This window comes from Microbacterium amylolyticum (genome assembly GCF_011046975.1).
GTDB lineage: Bacteria > Actinomycetota > Actinomycetes > Actinomycetales > Microbacteriaceae > Microbacterium > Microbacterium amylolyticum.
In genome coordinates, this window is sequence record NZ_CP049253.1 from 869651 (window position 1) to 888146 (window position 18496).

Genomic DNA, 18496 nt, shown 5'->3' on the forward strand with positions numbered 1-18496 from the left:
CGCACCGATCGTGCCAGAAATCGCAAAACCGGCACCGGCGTTTTCCACAGGCACTCATACCACCCCTCCTTCGCAGCGTCGGAGCGTCATAATGGGGTCATGTCCACGGACCAGGGCGCGCTTTTCTTTACCCCAGCCGAGGTGGCTGAGCTCCTTGCGCTGTCTCCTGAGGAGGTCGTCACCCTCGTTCTCGATGGCGAACTCCGGGGTGTGCGGCTCGGCGCTCCGGCCGCCTGGCGAATCGAACGCGGCAGCGTACGTGACTACCTCGAGGCGCAGAACGAGAACAGTCGCCGGCATGCGCTGTGGCACGAGTCGAACGTCGCCAGCCTTCCGGAACTCTGGGGATCACGCGTGACGCTCCCACACGACACTCCCTAGGACAGCGCGCTCACAACCGGACGCCGCGTGGGAGCCGGATGCGGCGCATCGCCGAGATGACGATCGTCCGCACGTTCGCGGCCGAACGCCCCGTCGGCACCTCTCCGAGATCGTGAACGACGAGGTCGGCGGCGTCCGCGCCAACGGCGATGAATGTTCCTGATGTCTCTCGTCCACCCACCCACATCACGGCGCACGGAATGCGGCGCCTGGCAATCCCCCTCAGCACGAACGCCAGGGTCATCCGCTCTGCGAGGGGGTCGGTTTCGGTGACGAGAAAACTCGCCTGTCGCGCGTCCTCCGAGGTGGACACAGAGACCAACGACACGAGCGGAATCAGCGATACCGCACCGACGTCGGCGGATTCGACAGCAACCCAATCGACGCCCGTCGCAACAACACGGCCACGCAATGGCTCTCCGTCGAGCAGGTCGAATGTCACCTCGGACCCCGCGGGCACGGCGCGTAGCCGATGGCGGAGAGTAACCGATGCGATGCGGGTTCGTTCACTTTCTCTCGCCATTTCGGCGTCGTGTTCGGCGATACCGGCAGACAGCTGATGTTCGAGATCCTCGAATAGCGCGGCCCACCGTTCTTCGCTCATGCGCAGACAGTATCGTCAGGGACGCAGTCGTCGCCCACCCTTCCACAGGCATATACGCATCTTGGGCGCACGTTGCGCGACATGCTGAGGTAGGCAAACCGGTATCCACGTGCTGTCCCTCTGAGCACATCGGTGTTCTGTCCCCTCTCCGAAAGCCCGTCATGCCACCTTCTGCCATGCCGCTCCCTTCCTCGAGTAGACGCCGCCCTCGCCGTGTATCGCCGGAGATCCTCGGCGCTCCGCGAACACGTTCCGATCAGCTCCCCGACCCCGAGCCCCTCATTGCGACGCTCGCCGGCGGGGTTCTCGAGGTCATCGCCGGCGCCCGAGACGTCGATCAGCTCGCGCGCTGGCTCGACGTCGCTCCCTACCACGCGCTTGTCACCCGCGCCGGACTGGCGGCACGCGCCCGCAGTGCTGAGGGACGTCCGGCGAAACAGCCCGTGTATCGCGTCGCCTCCGTTCACCGGTCGCAGCCGGCCGACGGAGTTGTCGAAGCAACGGTGATCGTCGAAATGCCCGCGCGCACGCGCGCAATCGCCATTCGCCTCGAAGGATACGACGCGCGTTGGCGCGCGACCTCACTGGCCGTTCTCTGATTCCGCTCCTACTGGCGATACGACGCGAGGAAGTTACCGAATCGCTCGATCGCCTCTGTGAGCACACGGGCCTCGGGCAGCGTCACAACGCGCAGGTGATCCGGCGTCGCCCAATTGAAGCCCGTTCCCTCAACCAGCAGGATGTGCTCCTTCACCAGCAGGTCGTAAACGAGCTTTCGGTCAGAGTGAATCTCATGCACCTCGGGATCTAGGCGGGGGAACGCATACAGTGCGCCCTGTGGCTTCACGCAGCTCACGCCGGGAATGGTGTTTAGCCCCTCCCAGGCGACATCGCGTTGCTCGTGCAGGCGTCCGTCGGGCGCGATGAGGGCGTTGATCGACTGGACCCCCGTGAGCGCGGCAAGAACCGCGTGCTGGCCGGGTGCGTTCGGACACAACCGGGTTGATGCGAGAACCTGAATGCCCTCCAGGAAGCCCTTGGCATGATCCTTCGGGCCGGAAATCACCATCCACCCCGATCGGTATCCGGCAACCCGATACGTCTTGGACAGGCCATTAAACGTAATGCACAGCAGATCGGGCGCAACCGTTGCCATCGGAATGTGCACGGCATCGTCGAAAACGATACGGTCGTAGATTTCGTCCGCGAGAACGAGCAGCGAGTTCTCCCGCGCCACCTGCGCGATTCCCTCCAGCACCTCACGCGAGTACACAGCGCCTGTCGGGTTGTTGGGATTAATCACCACAATCGCCTTGGTGTTCGGCGTGATCTTGGACCGGATGTCCTCGAGGTCCGGCTCCCAGCCATTGTCCTCATCGCATCGGTAGTGAACCGGTGTTCCGCCGGACAGACTCGTCATCGCCGTCCACAGCGGATAGTCGGGCGCCGGGATCAGCACCTCATCCCCCTGGTCCAAAAGCGCCTGCGTTGTCATCGTGATGAGTTCGGAAACGCCATTGCCGAGGTAAACATCGTCGATGTCGAAGACGGGGAACCCCTCGACGTTCTCGTACCGGCTGACAATGGCACGGCGAGCAGCGGGGATGCCTCGCGCGTCGGTGTAGCCGTGGGCGGTCGGAACGGCACGGAGCATGTCGCGCACGATCTGATACGGCGCCTCGAACCCGAAAATGGCTGGGTTTCCCGTGTTTAGCTTGAGCACCGTGTGGCCCGCTCGTTCCAACCGGTCCGCCTCCGCGAGGGCCTTCCCGCGAATCTCGTACAGGACGTTGCGAAGCTTCGAGGACTGGTCGAGAGGTCGGATGGTGCTCATCGAGACAGGATAGACCCAAAAGAGGGGGCCACCCATTCGGATGGCCCCCTCTGTCGGTGTGCCGTTACTTCTTCTTTGCCTGTTTGCGTCGCTGCTCGCGATTCATCGGCTCCTGCTGCGCACCAGCGGCCGGGCCGAAGGCGCTCGACCGCCCCTGGGCCTTCTGCTGCGCGCCGCCGCGCTGGACCTTGCCCTGAGCATTGCGCACCTCGGTCGCGCCCGTCTCCGTCGGCGCGGAGTATGCCAGCTGCTGGGGGTTCGACTGACCGCTCTTCTGGAGGCCCTCCGACTCCACCGTCGCGGCACCGTCGCTGGACTGCTTCACCTCAACCTCGAGATTGAACAGGTAGCCGACCGTCTGCTCCTTGATCTGAGACATCATCGTTTCGTACATCTGGTGACCCTCGCGCTGATACTCGATCAGCGGGTCACGCTGCGCCATGGCGCGCAGCCCGATGCCGTCCTTGAGGTAGTCCATCTCGTACAGGTGATCGCGCCACTGGCGGTCAAGAACCTGCAGAACAACGCGACGCTCGAGCTCGCGCATCGCGGGCTCTCCGAGCTTCTCCTCGCGCTTGCTGTAAGCAATGCGCGCGTCGCTGAGGATCTCCTGCCGCAGACCCGCAGCATCAATACCGCCCTTGCGGCTGCCAGCCTCGGCGACGACCTCGTCGATCGTGACACCAATGGGATAGAGCTGCTTCAGCTGCGTCCACAGAGCGTCGAAGTCCCAGCTCTCGTTGTGACCCGATGAGGTGTGTTCCTTGAGAACATCGCTCACGGCATCCTCGAGGAACCGCTCGACGCGTGCCTGGATGTCATCACCCTGCAAAATCACGCGACGGTCCGAGTAAATCGCCAGGCGCTGACGGTTGAGAACATCGTCGTACTTCAGGACGTTCTTGCGCGACTCAGCGTTGCGACCTTCGATCGCGGCCTGTGCGTTCTTGATCAACCCGGTAATCGCGCGACCGGTGATGACCTGTGTGTCGTCGAAATCGGTTCGCGCGAGCATGGCGTCGGCGAGCGGGTGGCTCATCCGGCGCATCAGCTCGTCCTCGAGCGACAGGTAGAAGCGGCTTTCACCGGGGTCACCCTGACGTCCGGCACGACCGCGAAGCTGGTTATCGATGCGGCGAGACTCGTGGCGCTCGGTTCCGAGCACGTAGAGGCCGCCCACCTCGCGAACCTTCTCGGCCTCGTCCTCAACGTGCTTCTTGGCGTTGTCGAAGACCTCGTTCCACGCGGCTTCGTACTCTTCCGGAGCTTCCTCCGGGTCGAGGCCCTTCTGCTTCATTTCGGAAACCGCGATGAATTCGGCGTTACCGCCGAGCATGATGTCGGTACCACGGCCGGCCATGTTGGTCGCGACCGTGACGGCGCCGAGGCGTCCGGCGAGCGCAACCACCTCGGCCTCGCGCGCGTGGTTCTTCGCGTTGAGAACCTCGTGCTTAATGCCCCGCTTCTTCAGAAGCTTCGACAGCAGCTCGCTCTTCTCAACGCTCACGGTGCCAACGAGAACGGGCTGCCCCTTCTCGTGGCGCTCGGCGATGTCATCGACAACCTGAGCGAACTTACCCTTTTCCGTGCGGTAGATGACGTCCTGCTCGTCCTTGCGGATCATGGGACGGTTGGTCGGAATGGGGAGGACACCGAGCTTGTAGGTCGACATGAACTCTGCCGCCTCGGTCTCGGCCGTTCCTGTCATACCGGCGAGCTTGTCGTACAAGCGGAAGTAGTTCTGCAGGGTGACGGTTGCGAGGGTCTGGTTCTCGGCCTTAACCGACACACCCTCCTTCGCCTCGATCGCCTGGTGCATACCCTCGCTGTAGCGACGCCCCGCGAGAATTCGCCCGGTGTGCTCATCAACGATCTGCACCTCGTCGTCCTGAACGACGTAGTCCTGGTCGCGGTGGAACAGGGCCACGGCCTTGATCGAGTTGTTCAGGAACGAAATCAGCGGAGTGTTGGCGGATTCGTAAAGGTTGTCGACGCCGAGGTGGTCCTCGACCTTCTCGATACCGGGCTCCAGAACGCCAACCGTCCGCTTTTTCAGGTCGACTTCGTAGTCGACTCCTGCTTCGAGCCTGCGTGCGATCTTCGCGAATTCGGAGAACCAGCGGTTGGCCTCGCCTGCGGCGGGGCCGGAGATGATCAGCGGCGTTCGCGCCTCGTCGATGAGGATCGAGTCGACCTCATCGACGATGGCGAAGAAGTGCTCGCGCTGCACGAGGTCTTCCTTGCGCCATGCCATGTTGTCGCGGAGGTAGTCGAAGCCGAACTCGTTGTTCGTTCCGTACGTGATGTCGGCCGCGTACTGCTCGCGGCGCTGGGCGGGGTTCTGTCCGGCGACGATGACGCCCGTCGTCATTCCGAGCGCACGGAAGACGCGACCCATCAGCTCTGACTGGTACGTCGCCAGGTAGTCGTTGACGGTAATGACGTGAACACCTTTGCCGGCGATCGCGTTGAGATAAGCGGGGAGCGTGGCGACAAGCGTCTTACCCTCACCGGTCTTCATTTCCGCGATGTTGCCGAGGTGAAGCGCGGCTCCACCCATCAGCTGCACGTCGTAGGGGCGCATGCCCAGGGTGCGCTTTGCTGCCTCGCGGACGGCGGCGAACGCCTCCGGAAGAAGCTTGTCGAGGGACTCGCCCTTCTCGTGGCGGGCGCGCAGCGCTGCGGTCTCGCCGCGCAGGTCGTCGTCACTCAGCTTGGTGTAGTCCTCTTCGAGCGCGTTCACGGCGTCGACGACTCGCTGCAGACGGCGGCGCAGGCGACCCTCGCCTGCGCGAAGCAGCATCTCGAACGGATTGGCCACGTTTTCACTCCTCGAATTGGCGGGCGCGCGGTCTGCACGCCGCATACCGACCGCGCGCGGACGGCATACCCGCCCATCCTAGGACCCCTTCGTCATGAGCGCGCCCGCAAACCACGAACCGGCGCGATGCTGACACGAAATAGACTCAGTGTCATGGTGTTCTGGGGCAGGCGAAAGCGCGAAGAGCAGGCCAAGCGAGACCGTGAGGATGCGGAGCTCGTTCGTCGCGCCCAGCAGGCGCTCGTCGAAACAGACGAACGCATCCGTACGACGCGCGACGAGCTGTCGTTTGCGCAGGCGGAGCTCGGCGAAAAAGCGACGCATGATCTCAGCGAGGCGCTTCACGCTGTTGCCACTCATATGCGAGAAGCGTTCGCCCTTCACCAGCAGAACCATGATGCGCTCGGCACTGAGCCGGGCGATGTCCGGGCCCGCGGCGAGCGCATTCTGCAGCTCTGCGAGTGGGCGGAGCAGGTGCTGGACGAACGCACAGAGGTGCTGAGGGAGCGTATTGAGAAGGTGCGTGAAGCACCGATGCAACTCCAGCGCATTCGGACGCAGTCAGCGCTGATGCGCGAGCGGCTTCCCGCAACAGAGGCGGCGATCGCGCGTCTGTCCGAGCGGTACTCCCCCGAGGCGATGCAGCGCGTCGGCGCGAACGCTGTCGAGGCGCGGCAACTGCTCGACTTCGCCGATCACTCTGCCGATGTGGCCGCCCGCCGTCGCGAAAGCGGGCACCGTGATGACGCCATGGTGGCGCTCGAAACGGCGACCGAGGCAGTCCGGCGCGCCGGAAAGATCATCGACGGCGTCGACGACTTCGAAATCGAGGCGATGCGAGCCCAGTCAACGCTCGCTGATGTCGTCGCCGATTCGCGCGGCGACATTCAGGAGGCGCGGCTCGGTCCGCAGACGCGCGACGTTGCTGCGGCGATTGCCGCACTCGAAAACGAGCTCAGGGCGCTTCCCGCTCCCGGAACCCCCACCGATCCGTTCGCAGATCTTGCCCGTATCGGTGAGGTCAACGCGGCTCTCGACCGTGCCGTGTCGCTGGCGCGCGAGCGCGCAGCGCGCCCTGTTCCGTCTCTTCTGCACGTTCAGCATGATGTCGATGCCGCTGACCGGGCGATCGCCGTGACGCGGAGCCTCGTCGATGGTCACCGGGGTTGGATCGGCGCAGATGCGCGCACGCGCCTTGCGGAAGCGGAACGCACGCGTATCGACGTTGACCCTCTCATGCGCGAAGAAGACACCAGGGAACACGCCCAGCAACTCGCGCGGCGCACGGCGCAGCTGGCGAACGAGGCGTTGCGTCTTGCTCAGCGCGACATTGATTCGTCCCGCCCCGACGAGTGGGGCGGCGGATGGGGCGGACCGCCGTCGCGCGGTGGCGGCGGCGGAGGCGGGCTCCTCGGCCCGATGCTCGGCGGTGCCGTGATCGGCAGCCTCCTCGGCGGAATCTTCGACTAAGGATGGGCACAACGATGCGTTTTCCCCACGATCGCGTGCGCCGTCTCCCGGCGGCTCTCGTCGGTGTCACCGCCCTCCTGGTGCTCGCGGGGTGCACGGCCGACGCCGTTCCTGCCCCTGTCGCCTCTCCGTCGGCTCTGCCGACGGCAGAGGCGACGGAGACGACGTCGCCGGCCCTCCAGCCCGATGCGACGATCAACGTGGGATCGCTTCTGCCGACCACGTCGCTGTCCCCGACGGCCGACGACCCGGGGGCAACACAGGTGTTTGCGGGGAACGTGCTGGAGGCGCTTGTTGACGTGTCCAAGGATGGTGATGTGGTTCCTCGGCTCGCATCGGCGTACGACGTTTCTGACGATGGCCTCCTCTACACGTTCACGGTGCGCGAAGGCGTCGTGTTTCATGGCGGCGACCCACTCACGGCCGATGACGTTGTGGCGGCTCTTTTGCGACAGGCAGGAGAGGACGCCTCAGAGGAGCGACGCGAGCGCTTCGCGATCATCGATGACGTCACAGCCGTTGACGATCACACCGTTGCGGTGAGGCTCTCTGAGCGGCGCATGTCTTTTCTGACCCAGCTGACGGATGTGTGGATTACCCGCGCAGGCCCGGATGACGGCACTCTCGATGGCACGGGACCTTATTCTTTCGATGGATGGATCCCCGGCGCGACGACGAGCATCACGCGGTTCGATGATTACTGGGGGCAGACAGCGTCCAACGGTTCCGCCGTTTTCCACCGGTTCGATGAGGCATCCGTCATGGACAACGCCCTCCTTACCGGGATCGTCGACATTGCGATCGGCGAACATCAGGCAGCCGATTTCGTCCGTAGCGCCACGACTGCCGAGACGACCCTGTCCTTTGTCGACACCGGCAGTGTGTCCGTTCTCGCCTTTCGGCACGACCACGGGCTCTTCGCGGATCCTGCTGTCCGAGAAGCCGCGCTGATGGCCATCGATCCCGCCGATCTCCTGTCGCAGGTGTGGGGAGAAAGCGCCGAGGAGGTCGCGGCGCTCACGGAAGATGCGTCTCCGTGGCGGAACGAGCTCTCGTCCTCACTCGGAGCAGATGCCGAGGCGGCGCAGGATGTGATCCGCGCTACAGGCACCGATACGAAAACGGCGGTCACCATCGGTGCCCTCCTTCCCGGACCCACAGAGCGCACGGCAGGAGCCGTCGCGCAGAGCCTCGCAGGTATCGGCATTTCCGCGGAGGTTCGCGTGATCGAACCGGATTCCGTCGATCAGCTCGGCGACGTCGATGCGGTCGTCGCCGTTCGCTCGTCCGCCGAGGACCTCCTCCGTAATCGCGACGCCGTCGTTGCCCTGGGGATCGCCAGCGATGACGCTCTCGAACGCCTCACCCAGTCTGAGTTGGTCTCCAGCGACGCGGAACGGACGGAAATGCTGCGTCTCGCCGCACGGGCAATCGTCGAGGACCACGCCGGGGCACTGCTGTTCCCCGTTCCCACCGTCATCGTCACGCGCGCGGGAATCGACGGCGTTACCCCGTCTGCCCCCCTCGATGGTTTTCCGCTATCAACGATTGAAAAGATCGAATAAACGACTGTGGCCCGCTCCTGACGGAGCGGGCCACAGTCGCGATCATTGATCAGCTGGCGAGTTGCTTCGCCGGCGGCGCCTGCGTTTCCAGCGAGATGACACCGTAGTCCCACCCTCGGCGCCGATAGACGACGCTCGGGTGATCTGTCTTGACGTCGACGAACAAGAAGAAGTCGTGCCCGACCAGCTCCATGCGGTCGACGGCTTCTTCGACCGTCATCCACTCGGGACCGAACGTCTTCGTCCGGATGACGACGGGGGTGTATTCCTCTTCGTCCTCCGTGTTCTGGATCGGAACCGCGCCCGTTGCGACAGCATGCAACGTTGCCACGTCGACGGGCGTGATGTCGATTCCTTCGAGGGAACCGCTGTCCTTTGCGAGGTGCGCGCTCCGCGGACGCTGACGGTCAGAGACCCTCTTGTCCTTGGCCCGACGCAGCTGCGTTGTGAGCTTGTCGAGCGCTGTTTCGAGCGCCGCGAACTTGTCTTCCTCGCGAGCCTCCGCCCTGGCAACCTTGCCCTTCGTGGTGACGGTGAGCTCGACCTTTGCTTCCTCCACACGTCCGTGTCGATGTGCGGCCTGTGTGACCTTCACGTCGAGACGTTCGGCGCGAGGGGCGAGGGTCTCAACGCGTGAGACCTTCTCCTCCACGACGGTTCGGAAGCGGTCGGTGATACTGACTCCGACGCCGACGATGCTGGTGTCCATCTTCTGCCTCCCCATCCGGTTCGCCCGGAGTGAGCGAACCATCGGTCGCTTGGTGAACCCCACGGTAGATGTTCGTCGCCCGCATGTCACGTATTTTCTGCATCCCCGTCATGTTCTGTTTTCCCGGGCGTGTCAGCGACGGTGACGGCGGCGATCACAATGCCACCCGCCTCCTCGATGGCACGGCGCGCCTCCAAAAGGGTTGCTCCCGTTGTGAGAACATCATCGGCCAAAATGACGCGCGTTCCTGGCCGGAGCCGCGCCCGCATGGAATGCGCGACATTGCGCCGCCGCTCCCGCCGTCCCAGACCGCGTTGATCAGCGACGATGCGCGCACTCGTGAGAGCGCGAAGCGGGAGTGTGCCGGCTCTGCGCACCAGCAGATCGGGGACGGCGTATCCACGGCGGCGAAGGGCGGCCCGCGAGGTCGGAACGGGGACGACGTCAGCGCCTCCTCCATGCGCCTCACGCGCGGCCCTGACGGCGGCTCCGAGAGCTTCGCCAAGCGCTCGAGCGGTTCCCGTGCGTCCGCGCTGTTTCAGCGCGCGGATGGCGTGACGGGCGGCTCCGTCGAGACGCAGGGCGGAGTACACCGCCAGCGGGGGCGATGCGCCGTCACCGATGTCCAGGCGCACGACAATCGGGCACAGCGCCTGTCGGCATGTCTCACAGAGCGCGCCCGTTGGTTCCGCGCACCCCGCACACTCGACGGGAAACAGCAACGTCATCGCATCGTCCAACGCATGGCGCAAAGAGGTCATGGCGATAGCGTCGCAAGTCCCGCGCGCGGACGCGGGGTTCCGGGGATAACGACGGACGAAGGAGCCGTGTGAAACGCCTAAGGCTAGGGTGCGGGGGAACCGAGCTGCGTCGCCAGCAGAGAAACGCCTTCCCCCGCTTGTTGCCACGTGGTGATTTTGCGGACGAAAAGCTCACCGTCCCGCGTGAGCATGCGCTCGTTCGACTGCGGGTTGCCGTAGGTCATCATGGTGATCGCGAACGAGGCGGTGAGGCGTTCTGATCTGCCGCCGATCGTCTGTTCGATCACGATGGTCCTGTTGTCACCCGGGATCGCGACGGCGACCGTTGTGTCGGCGACCCACGCAATAACGTCCGCCCGCTCGGGAAGAGCCGTTGCCTCAAGAACTCCGGCCAGCTCGATCGGCGTCCCGTCGGGCGCGCGGGTGATCCCGGCAACGAAAAGAACGGGCCTGTCGTCTATGGCGCCGGCGATCGCGAGGCGTGCGCCGTCACGCGCCATCCGGATGTCGTCAATCTCCGAAAGTTCGTCGAGTCCAGCGATGGAGATCGGCTCGCCGTCGTCTCCCCAGGCCTGAAGCGCTGATGACCGCTCCTCGGGTACTGACCAGATAAAGCCGAACGGGTCGAGGGCGGGCGCCACCCATTCTGATCCGTACACGAGATCGTCGAGCGTGCCATCGTCACGAACGCGCCACACTGTGCCGTCCTCTGACTGAACAGCGGCGTGAGAGTGGTCCCCGGCGACCGTGATCGAGGTTGCCGCGTCGTCCTCGCTCGCCTCCGCGGTGAAGCGCGTTTCAATCACGTCGCTGAGTCCGGGGATGCGGTCGGTCTCCCTGCCGAGGAACCCGAACTCATCGTGCGTCATCACGAGCGCCCTGGCGTCCGGCTGCGCATAGTCGACGGTAATCTCGGGTATCCGAAGGGGCTGATCGTCCACGGTGATCTGCACGGCGTGTACGCCGGCGGAGGCGAGACTGGACTGCAGCTGCACCAGCATCCGCCCGCGATCGAGATCGGATCTCTCCCGGACGAGCCCGGAAAGATCGACCGTTGCCATCCCGTCGTCTGCCAGCGGAACGCTCTGTCGACCCATGTTCACGCCGTCGAACGCCGTCGTCACCGCGCCGTCAAGCCAGTCCGACGGCCCGCCGTCGACAAGCGTCCGGGCAATCCGCGAGGCCATTCCTGTCGTGTTCGGGAACCAGCGCATATCGGGAACGAGTCTGGCGCTTCCCACGGCGAAAAAGTACAGAACGTGTTCGCTGAAGATGTAGTCGAAGCGGCCACTGGCGACAACCACCCCGTCCGGGGCTGCCGATACGCGCCACTGCCCGGCGTCGTCTCGCACCAGCTGAAAATTGAGCGCTCGCGCCCCGCCAGATGCGGGAACGTACTGTCCGTCTTCGCCGACGAAGGCTGTTGGGGTCACGCTCACCCGCAACTCGCCGCTGCCCGCATCGGCGATCTCTTCAGCATCACCCACGAAATCAGCGATGGTTCTATCGCTGATGTTCTCGACGGTCACCTGCGACTCGGGCCGCCACTCCGCCGCGAAGTCATCGGTGAGGAACTCCCGTGCAATGTCCCAGTTCCCGGTCGGACTCTCACCGGCTTCGAGGAAGCCGAGCACGATTTCCGCCGGCGACGCGTCCTCCGACGGGCCGTCCGGTGTGAACTGCCATACGGCGTCGGCCTGCGCTGTGCCCGTCTGGTTGCCCGGCTGAACGTAGCCCGCGGTGGGGAGACCGGCGCATGCGGCCAGCATGACGATCGTCGCGGCGACGACGGCGGTGACACGGACAAGCCTGTTCACGAACGCCCCTCCTCTTGCTGCGGCTTCTCGTGCCGGATGACGAGGGTCTCGGTGTCGTTCTCTGTTCTCGTACGGAACGCTCCCTCTTCCAGTTGCGCGATGGGTTCGACGGATATCGGCGATGCACCGATCTCTTCATGGGCACGGCGAGGCAGGGTCAACACGAAGTGCGTCCCGACGCCGATATGCGACCACACCTCCAGTGTCCCTCCGTGCAAGGTCGCATCGCCAAGAGCGATCGACAGGCCAAGGCCCGTGCCGCCCAGGGTTCTCTGCCGAGACGGATCGCCACGCCAGAAGCGATCAAAAACGCGTTCGACATGGCCGGGTTCCATCCCGAGGCCGTAGTCGCGCACGCCAACGGCCACGGCCGATTCATTCGATGCGACGGTGATATCGATCGGCTGGTGTTCCCCGTGCTCGATCGCGTTTCCGATCAGATTGCGCAGGATGCGACGCACACGGCGCGGGTCGATGTCGACGAAGTCGGGCCCGTCATCGCCGCGGAAACGCAGTTCACCTCCGTGCCGTGTCGCAAGAGCAGCCATATCCTCTGTCAGAGCGCCGGTCAGGGCCGAGAGGCTCACCTGTTCCCGCTCAAGCTGAACAGAGCCGGCGTCGTAACGGCTGATCTCGAGCAGGTCGACAAGCAGCTCCTCGAATCGTGACACCTGCTCGTGCAGCAGCTCTGCAGATCGCGCCGCGACCGGGTTGAAGTTCTCGCGTTCGTCGTAGAGCATCCCGGCGGCAAGACGAATCGTGGTCAACGGTGTTCTGAGCTCGTGCGAGACATCGGACACGAAGCGCTGTTGTACACGAGAGAGCTCGGCCAGCTCGCGAATCTGCGATTCGATACTGTCCGCCATCTGGTTAAACGAGCGCGCGAGGGTCGCGAGTTCGTCTTCGCCGTGCACATCCAGACGCGCTGACAGATCGCCAGCGGCGAACCGCGCGCTCGTCTTGGCAACGTCGACAATCGGGGTCGACACGAACCGCATGACGATCCACACAACGCCGACGACGAGAACGATCAGAGCGATTCCCATGACCCAGAGCGTGAACTGCACGAATGCCAGCGTCTCGGCCACGTCTGTCATCGGATAGGCGAGGTAGATCTCGAAAACGCCAACGTCTGGCATCTCCAGTTGCTGCCCCACCACGATCGCGGGCACATCAACGCCCGATTCGGTCGGCAATCCGATCGACTGCCACCACTGACTCTCGGGAACGATCGTCACCTGCTCACGCAGACCATCGGACAACAGCGCGGCGGAGAACAGATCCGGTCGAGAGGAGAACGCGCTCGGAGCATCCGCCGTCGACTGTGCCTCGATCGGGAATCCGAGAATCAGCTGCGTCGACGACGTTGTTGCGAGGTCATCGAGCATGTCGTTCGTGAGCGCCTGGATGGCCGCCCGGTCCCCGGCGACGTCGGCCTCGTTGACCCTCATCTGTGTGAGAGCGACAGCGCGATTCGTATCCTCGAGAGCCTGGCCGCGTCGGGCCTCGAATAAGTCAGTCTGAATCGCCAGGGCTGCCCACACCGCAGCGACTGCGATCGCCAAGGCCGTTGTCAGCGTCGTGATCAGGACGGTGCGAAAACGCAACGACCGACGCCAGCGGCGGATCGGGCGTCGCCACGTTCTCGAAACCCACCTCGTGAGCGGAGTCACGGCCCGTGGCTGATCAGGCGGGGCTGCCCGCGCGGTAGCCGACGCCACGGACGGTCATCACGATGCGCGGGTTGTCGGGGTCCAGCTCCACCTTGGATCGCAGTCGCTGAACATGGACGTTGACCAGGCGAGTATCCGCCTTGTAGTGATACCCCCATACCTGCTCAAGCAGTTGTTCACGCGTGAACACCTGCTGCGGCTTCGATGCGAGTGCCACCAGAAGCTCGAACTCGAGCGGGGTCAAGGAGATCGATTCGTCTGCGCGCATCACTTCGTGCGCCTGGACGTCGATTGCGAGGTCGCCGATCCGCAAAACCGTGGAGTCTTCCGGCGCGACAGGTCGCAGCCGGGTGCGGATCCGGGCGACGAGCTCCTTCGGATTAAAAGGCTTGACGATGTAATCATCGGCCCCGGCTTCCAACCCCGCGACGACATCGGTCGTATCGGACCGAGCCGTGAGCATGATGATCGGCACACCCGATTCAGCGCGGATCTCAGAGCAAATCTCGATGCCGTCCTTGCCGGGCAGCATGAGGTCGAGCAGCACGAGGTCGGGCGCCGTCCGGCGCCACTCATCGACGGCTTCGGCCCCTGTTGCACAAAAGGCGGTATCGAAGCCTTCCGTGCGCAGGACGATGCCGATCATCTCGGCGAGAGCGGTGTCATCGTCGACCACGAGAATGCGACTGGTCATGGTCACACAGCCTAGACGTCCGCCGCAGTCGTGTGGGTTCGGCGCGCGGGCGCGTACGGGTGTCGCCGCCCGTGCCCCGGCCCGCTGTGACACGATAGCCAGGGAGGAACACACGTGACTGATTCGATCAATTCGGGGTGGGCGCCGCTTCCGCGGCAGGGCCTCATTCCCCTGTATCCGCTGTCGTTTGGACAGATCCTCGGTCGTGCTTTTGCCGTATTGAAGGGCAACCCGAAGGTTCTCCTCGGTTTCGTCGTCGGCGTGCAAACACTCGCGATGACGATTTTGACGGTCGTGATCGGCGCCGTCACCTTTGCGACGCTGTCCCGGGTGGACACGGTCGACCCGAACTCCCCGGAGTTCGACACGCTGATGGCCGGTTCCATCGGGCTCATCATCATCGTCTCGATCGTTCTGGGATTCCTCGTCACCGCCGTCACCGTTCTCGCACAAGGTGTTGTCGTGGCGGAAACAGGGATGGCAGCACTGGCCGAGAAGTCTTCTCTGCGCCAGCTCTGGCGCCGTGTCGGCCCGGCATTCTGGCCGCTGATCGGTTACACACTCCTGCTCGGTCTCGCACAAACCATCGCGATCGGCATTCTCGTTGTCCCGATCGTGCTCACCGCGATCATGGGAACCCCCGGAGCGATCGCGGCCGCTGCGCTGTTCATGATTGTTGCTGCTCTCGGCGGTCTCGTTCTTCCGGCCTGGCTCGGCACAAAGCTCTACCTTGTTCCCGCCGCGATCGTGCTCGAAGGCGCGGGCCCCATCCGCGGCATCGTCCGCTCCTGGAAGCTCACGCGCGGTCGCTTTTGGTCGACCTTCGGCGTGCTCATCATTCTTGCCCTCATCGCCAATGTGGCGGCAATGCTTGTCTCCTTCGCAGTCATACTCCCTCTGTCGTTCCTTCCCGCTGTTCTGTTCCCGTTCGGGGACCCCGCGGCGATCGACGACACAGGTTTCGCGGTCACTGCCCTGATCTTCTCTGTCATTCCCTCGATCATTAGTTTCGCGTTCACCGCCGTGCTGATGATCGTCATCGCCTCCGGCGGCGCGCTGTGTTATCTGGATGCACGCATGCGCGATGAGGGCATTGACCTTCGGATGCAGCGCTACGTCGAGCGCACCCATCAGGGTCTCGACGCCGACGATCCGTACACTTTCGATCCGGATGCGCGCCCGTCGCCGTATGCGCACACCCCGCCGCCGCAGCAACAGCAGCAGCCGTATCCGCCCGCGACAGCGACTCCTCCTCCCTCCTACGCCCCGCCAACGGCCCCACCGGCCCCGCCCTCGGGAACGAGTGGTGCTGTTCCGCCGTGGCAGCAGCCGCCGTCCGCCCCTCCCGTATGACAACGGTCCCGGCTCTCGCCGCGCTTCTCACCGGCTCCGACGAGGCGAGGGAGCGCGCCGAACGCGAACTACAAAAGCCGATCTACGCCGAAACGGAACCGACACTGTTCGACCGGGTTGCGCAGACGATCGGTGACGCCATCAGTTCGCTTCTCAACCCCCAAATCGGCGGGGCGCAGTGGAGCACGATCTGGACCGTCATCATCGTCGGCCTTATTGTTGCCGGCGTTGTCGTGGCCCTGGTCATCTGGGGTCTCCCCCGTGGCGAGCACCGCCGCGCCCCCGGCTCGGCGGATGTTTTTGCCGACGATGGCCGGTCCGCCCGTGATCTGCGCCAGGCAACTCGCGCGGCGATGGAGCGCTCTGACTGGGACGAGGTCGTCATCCTCGGATTTCGGGCGCTCGCGCGCGGTCTCGAAGAACGTGGGATCGTCACGGCGCCCCCGGGAACAACCGCGCGCACCCTTGCCGCTCGCGCCGCGACCGCTTTCTCCGACCGTTCCGAGGATCTCCGGGCAGCCGCGGCCACTTTTGACGATGTCCGCTATCTGCGACGTGCCGCACAGCAGGACGTCGCACTGCAGGTTGTTGCTCTCGACGAGAGCATCGCGCGAACCCGTCCCTCCGCGACTGCGGAGGCGATGTTCGTATGAGCCTCATCGCAACAACGGCGAAGGCGCCTGATGCGCAGGCCATCACCCCGCGTTCTCTGACACGGGGCGTTTTGGCGTGGGTGCTGATCATTGTCGCCATCATCGGCGCCGGAATCATCGCGGTTGCTCTCGAACGCAATTGGTCCGCGCCGGACCCCCTCGCCGCCGACAGCCCGCGCTACGACGGCGCGCTCGCGATCGTGACGCTGCTCGAAGAAGACGGAGTCGCCGTGGATGTCGTCGGTTCGCGGGCGGATGCTGAGGCTGATCTGACGCCGGAGTCAACACTGGTCATCACCGACACGCGGAAGCTCGTGCCGGACGACCTCGCCTCTCTCACGGAGAAGGCCGGCCACACGGTTCTCCTCGACACCGATTTCGCTGGTGCCGACGCCTTCTTCCCCGGAATCGGCTTCGGCGGGCACGGTCAGGGCCCTGTTTCGCCCGAGTGTGTTCTCTCCGCCGCGGAGGCTGCCGGTGACATCTCCCCCGGCGCGGCATACGCTTTGCCCGAGACCGACGATGTCATGGCGTGTTATCCCGTTGGCGAGGGGTTCGCGCTGCTACAGACGCCGGTGACGACGGAATCGACCGTCACGGTGTTCGATGCTCGCGCGATCATCGCCAACGATTCTCTCGCCGAACACGGCCATGCCGCGCTTGCGCTCGACATCCTCGGCGACACGGATCACCTCGTCTGGTACACCCCGTCGGCGGCGGACGCCCGCGGACAAAACCCCGCGTCGCTGACAGACCTCGCGCCCACCTGGGTGACGCCGCTCATCGTTCTCTCGCTGCTCTCGGCCGGCGCCGCCGCGCTGTGGCGAGGGCGCCGCTTCGGGCCGCTCGTGGCCGAGAATCTCCCGGTCACGGTGCGTGCGAACGAAACACTCGAGGGACGAGCGCGCCTGTACCGGGCGGCGAACGACACCGCCCACGCGGCGGATGCGCTTCGCCGCGGCGCGATCGACAGAATCCGTCGCAGACTGGCTCTTCCCCCGAGCGCATCCCCCCAGGACATCGCGATGAGCGCCGCGGACCTCACCGAGCGTAGCGCGCCCGCGATTCACGACATTCTCACGACCATTCCGCACGATGACGCCGCCTTTGCCGCCTTCGCCGAGGGGCTCAGAGCCCTCGAAGACGATCTCACCTCGACCGACCTTTGGGAAGGACGCCACCCATGACCGAGCAGGAGACACCTGTGACCGATGCCGACGACCTGCGCGAGGTGATCGCGCGCGTGCGGACAGAAGTGGGCAAGGCCGTTATCGGACAAGACGGAGCCGTCACCGGCCTGCTCATTGCCCTCCTGGCGCGCGGCCATGCCCTTCTCGAGGGCGTTCCGGGCGTTGCCAAGACCCTCCTCGTTCGTTCCTTTAGCCGTGCAACAGGGCTCGATACGAAGCGTGTGCAGTTCACCCCCGACCTCATGCCGGGCGATGTGTCTGGATCTCTCGTGTATGACGCGAAGACCGGTGAGTTCGAATTCCGAGAGGGCCCCGTTTTCACGAACATCCTCCTCGCCGATGAGGTCAACCGCACCCCGCCAAAAACACAGTCGGCGCTTCTTGAGGCCATGGAGGAACGCCAGGTTTCGAGCGACGGCGTCACGCGCCCCCTTCCGGAGCCGTTCCTCGTTGCAGCAACGCAGAACCCGATCGAACACGAGGGTACGTACACACTGCCGGAGGCACAGCTCGACCGCTTCCTGCTGAAGCTGATGATCCGCATGCCGGAGCGCGATGCCGAGGTCAACATTCTTCGTCGCCATGCTGACGGTTTCTCCCCGCGCGTCCTCGAGGGCGTTTCTGCCGTTGTCACGGCCGATGAGATTCTCCGGGCACAGCAGTCGGTTGATGCTGTCGAGGCAACCGACGATGTGCTCGCGTACATCGTCGATCTCGCGAGGGCAACACGCGAATCCGCGAGCGTTCAGGTGGGCGCCAGCCCGCGCGCGGCAACGGCCCTCCTCGCCGCGTCGAAGGCGTGGGCGTGGCTCGGCGGCTACCCCGCGATTACGCCCGATCACATCCAGGCGATGCTCACGCCTGTGTGGCGCCACCGCATCCAGTTGCGTCCGGATGCCGAAATCGAGGGCGTCTCGGTGGACAAGACGCTCGCGTCCGTCGTGCGGACAACGCCCGTCCCCCGCTGACAG

At 64.7% G+C, this 18496-nt stretch carries 16 protein-coding genes; 8 read left to right on the top strand and 8 right to left on the bottom strand.

The features are described 5' to 3' along the window. Window positions 1–99: 99 nt before the first annotated feature. Entirely contained in the window at window positions 100–381 is a 282-nt protein-coding gene (locus G6N81_RS04265) for a helix-turn-helix domain-containing protein (RefSeq protein WP_165133547.1), read from the top strand. Window positions 382–391: 10 nt separating this feature from the next. On the opposite strand, the gene G6N81_RS04270 is transcribed toward G6N81_RS04265, so the two are convergent. Continuing rightward, window positions 392–985, bottom strand: a complete 594-nt coding sequence (locus tag G6N81_RS04270; RefSeq protein WP_165133552.1) for a hypothetical protein — start codon at window positions 983–985, stop codon at window positions 392–394. Between the two features lie 176 nt (window positions 986–1161). On the opposite strand from G6N81_RS04270, the gene G6N81_RS04275 reads away from it, so the two are divergent. Next, the gene (locus G6N81_RS04275) at window positions 1162–1584 is read left to right on the top strand and encodes an Rv3235 family protein (protein WP_165133555.1); all 423 of its coding nucleotides are present in this window, start codon (window positions 1162–1164) and stop codon (window positions 1582–1584) included. Between the two features lie 8 nt (window positions 1585–1592). Here the strand turns inward: G6N81_RS04275 and G6N81_RS04280 are convergent, their stop codons facing one another. Both G6N81_RS04280 and secA read right to left on the bottom strand, forming a co-directional pair. Then, window positions 1593–2819 carry a pyridoxal phosphate-dependent aminotransferase gene (locus G6N81_RS04280; protein ID WP_165133558.1) on the bottom strand — a complete coding sequence of 409 codons (1227 nt, stop codon included), beginning with the start codon at window positions 2817–2819 and terminating at the stop codon, window positions 1593–1595. A 64-nt stretch (window positions 2820–2883) separates the two neighbouring features. Beyond that, window positions 2884–5640, bottom strand: a complete 2757-nt coding sequence (gene secA / locus G6N81_RS04285; protein WP_165133561.1) for a preprotein translocase subunit SecA — start codon at window positions 5638–5640, stop codon at window positions 2884–2886. Between the two features lie 153 nt (window positions 5641–5793). Here secA and G6N81_RS04290 point away from each other — a divergent pair, with 153 nt between their 5' ends. Both G6N81_RS04290 and G6N81_RS04295 read left to right on the top strand, forming a co-directional pair. After that, on the top strand, window positions 5794–7110 hold the full coding sequence (locus G6N81_RS04290) for a coiled-coil domain-containing protein (RefSeq protein ID WP_206527900.1): 1317 nt from the start codon (window positions 5794–5796) through the stop codon (window positions 7108–7110). Between the two features lie 14 nt (window positions 7111–7124). Further along, on the top strand, window positions 7125–8675 hold the full coding sequence (locus tag G6N81_RS04295) for an ABC transporter substrate-binding protein (protein ID WP_165133567.1): 1551 nt from the start codon (window positions 7125–7127) through the stop codon (window positions 8673–8675). A 49-nt stretch (window positions 8676–8724) separates the two neighbouring features. Here G6N81_RS04295 and hpf read toward each other — a convergent pair whose 3' ends face one another. From hpf to mtrA, 5 genes are all read right to left on the bottom strand, one after another. Further along, window positions 8725–9384, bottom strand: coding sequence for a ribosome hibernation-promoting factor, HPF/YfiA family (gene hpf / locus G6N81_RS04300; RefSeq protein ID WP_206527901.1), 660 nt, complete (start codon window positions 9382–9384; stop codon window positions 8725–8727). 86 nt (window positions 9385–9470) lie between these two features. Next, complete coding sequence (locus G6N81_RS04305) at window positions 9471–10145, bottom strand: ComF family protein (protein WP_165133570.1); 675 nt, start codon at window positions 10143–10145, stop codon at window positions 9471–9473. An 83-nt stretch (window positions 10146–10228) separates the two neighbouring features. Beyond that, window positions 10229–11962, bottom strand: a complete 1734-nt coding sequence (locus tag G6N81_RS04310; RefSeq protein ID WP_165133573.1) for an LpqB family beta-propeller domain-containing protein — start codon at window positions 11960–11962, stop codon at window positions 10229–10231. After that, window positions 11959–13569: an MtrAB system histidine kinase MtrB gene (gene mtrB / locus G6N81_RS04315; protein WP_241245067.1), complete on the bottom strand. Its 1611-nt coding sequence runs from the start codon at window positions 13567–13569 to the stop codon at window positions 11959–11961. Before mtrB ends, G6N81_RS04310 begins: the two co-directional genes overlap by 4 nt. Window positions 13570–13648: 79 nt before the next feature. Then, on the bottom strand, window positions 13649–14329 hold the full coding sequence (mtrA, locus tag G6N81_RS04320) for an MtrAB system response regulator MtrA (RefSeq protein WP_165133579.1): 681 nt from the start codon (window positions 14327–14329) through the stop codon (window positions 13649–13651). A gap of 114 nt (window positions 14330–14443) precedes the next feature. Here mtrA and G6N81_RS04325 point away from each other — a divergent pair, with 114 nt between their 5' ends. Genes G6N81_RS04325 through G6N81_RS04340 form a run of 4 tightly spaced genes read left to right on the top strand, consistent with a single transcriptional unit; the run spans window position 14444 to window position 18493 of the window. Continuing rightward, complete coding sequence (locus tag G6N81_RS04325; protein ID WP_165133582.1) at window positions 14444–15682, top strand: DUF7847 domain-containing protein; 1239 nt, start codon at window positions 14444–14446, stop codon at window positions 15680–15682. Next, window positions 15649–16335, top strand: a complete 687-nt coding sequence (locus G6N81_RS04330; RefSeq protein ID WP_165133585.1) for a DUF4129 domain-containing protein — start codon at window positions 15649–15651, stop codon at window positions 16333–16335. The genes G6N81_RS04325 and G6N81_RS04330 overlap by 34 nt, the downstream gene beginning before the upstream one ends. Continuing rightward, window positions 16332–17522 carry a DUF4350 domain-containing protein gene (locus G6N81_RS04335; protein ID WP_165133588.1) on the top strand — a complete coding sequence of 397 codons (1191 nt, stop codon included), beginning with the start codon at window positions 16332–16334 and terminating at the stop codon, window positions 17520–17522. The genes G6N81_RS04330 and G6N81_RS04335 overlap by 4 nt, the downstream gene beginning before the upstream one ends. Then, on the top strand, window positions 17519–18493 hold the full coding sequence (locus G6N81_RS04340; protein ID WP_165133591.1) for an AAA family ATPase: 975 nt from the start codon (window positions 17519–17521) through the stop codon (window positions 18491–18493). Before G6N81_RS04335 ends, G6N81_RS04340 begins: the two co-directional genes overlap by 4 nt. Window positions 18494–18496 lie beyond the last annotated feature (3 nt).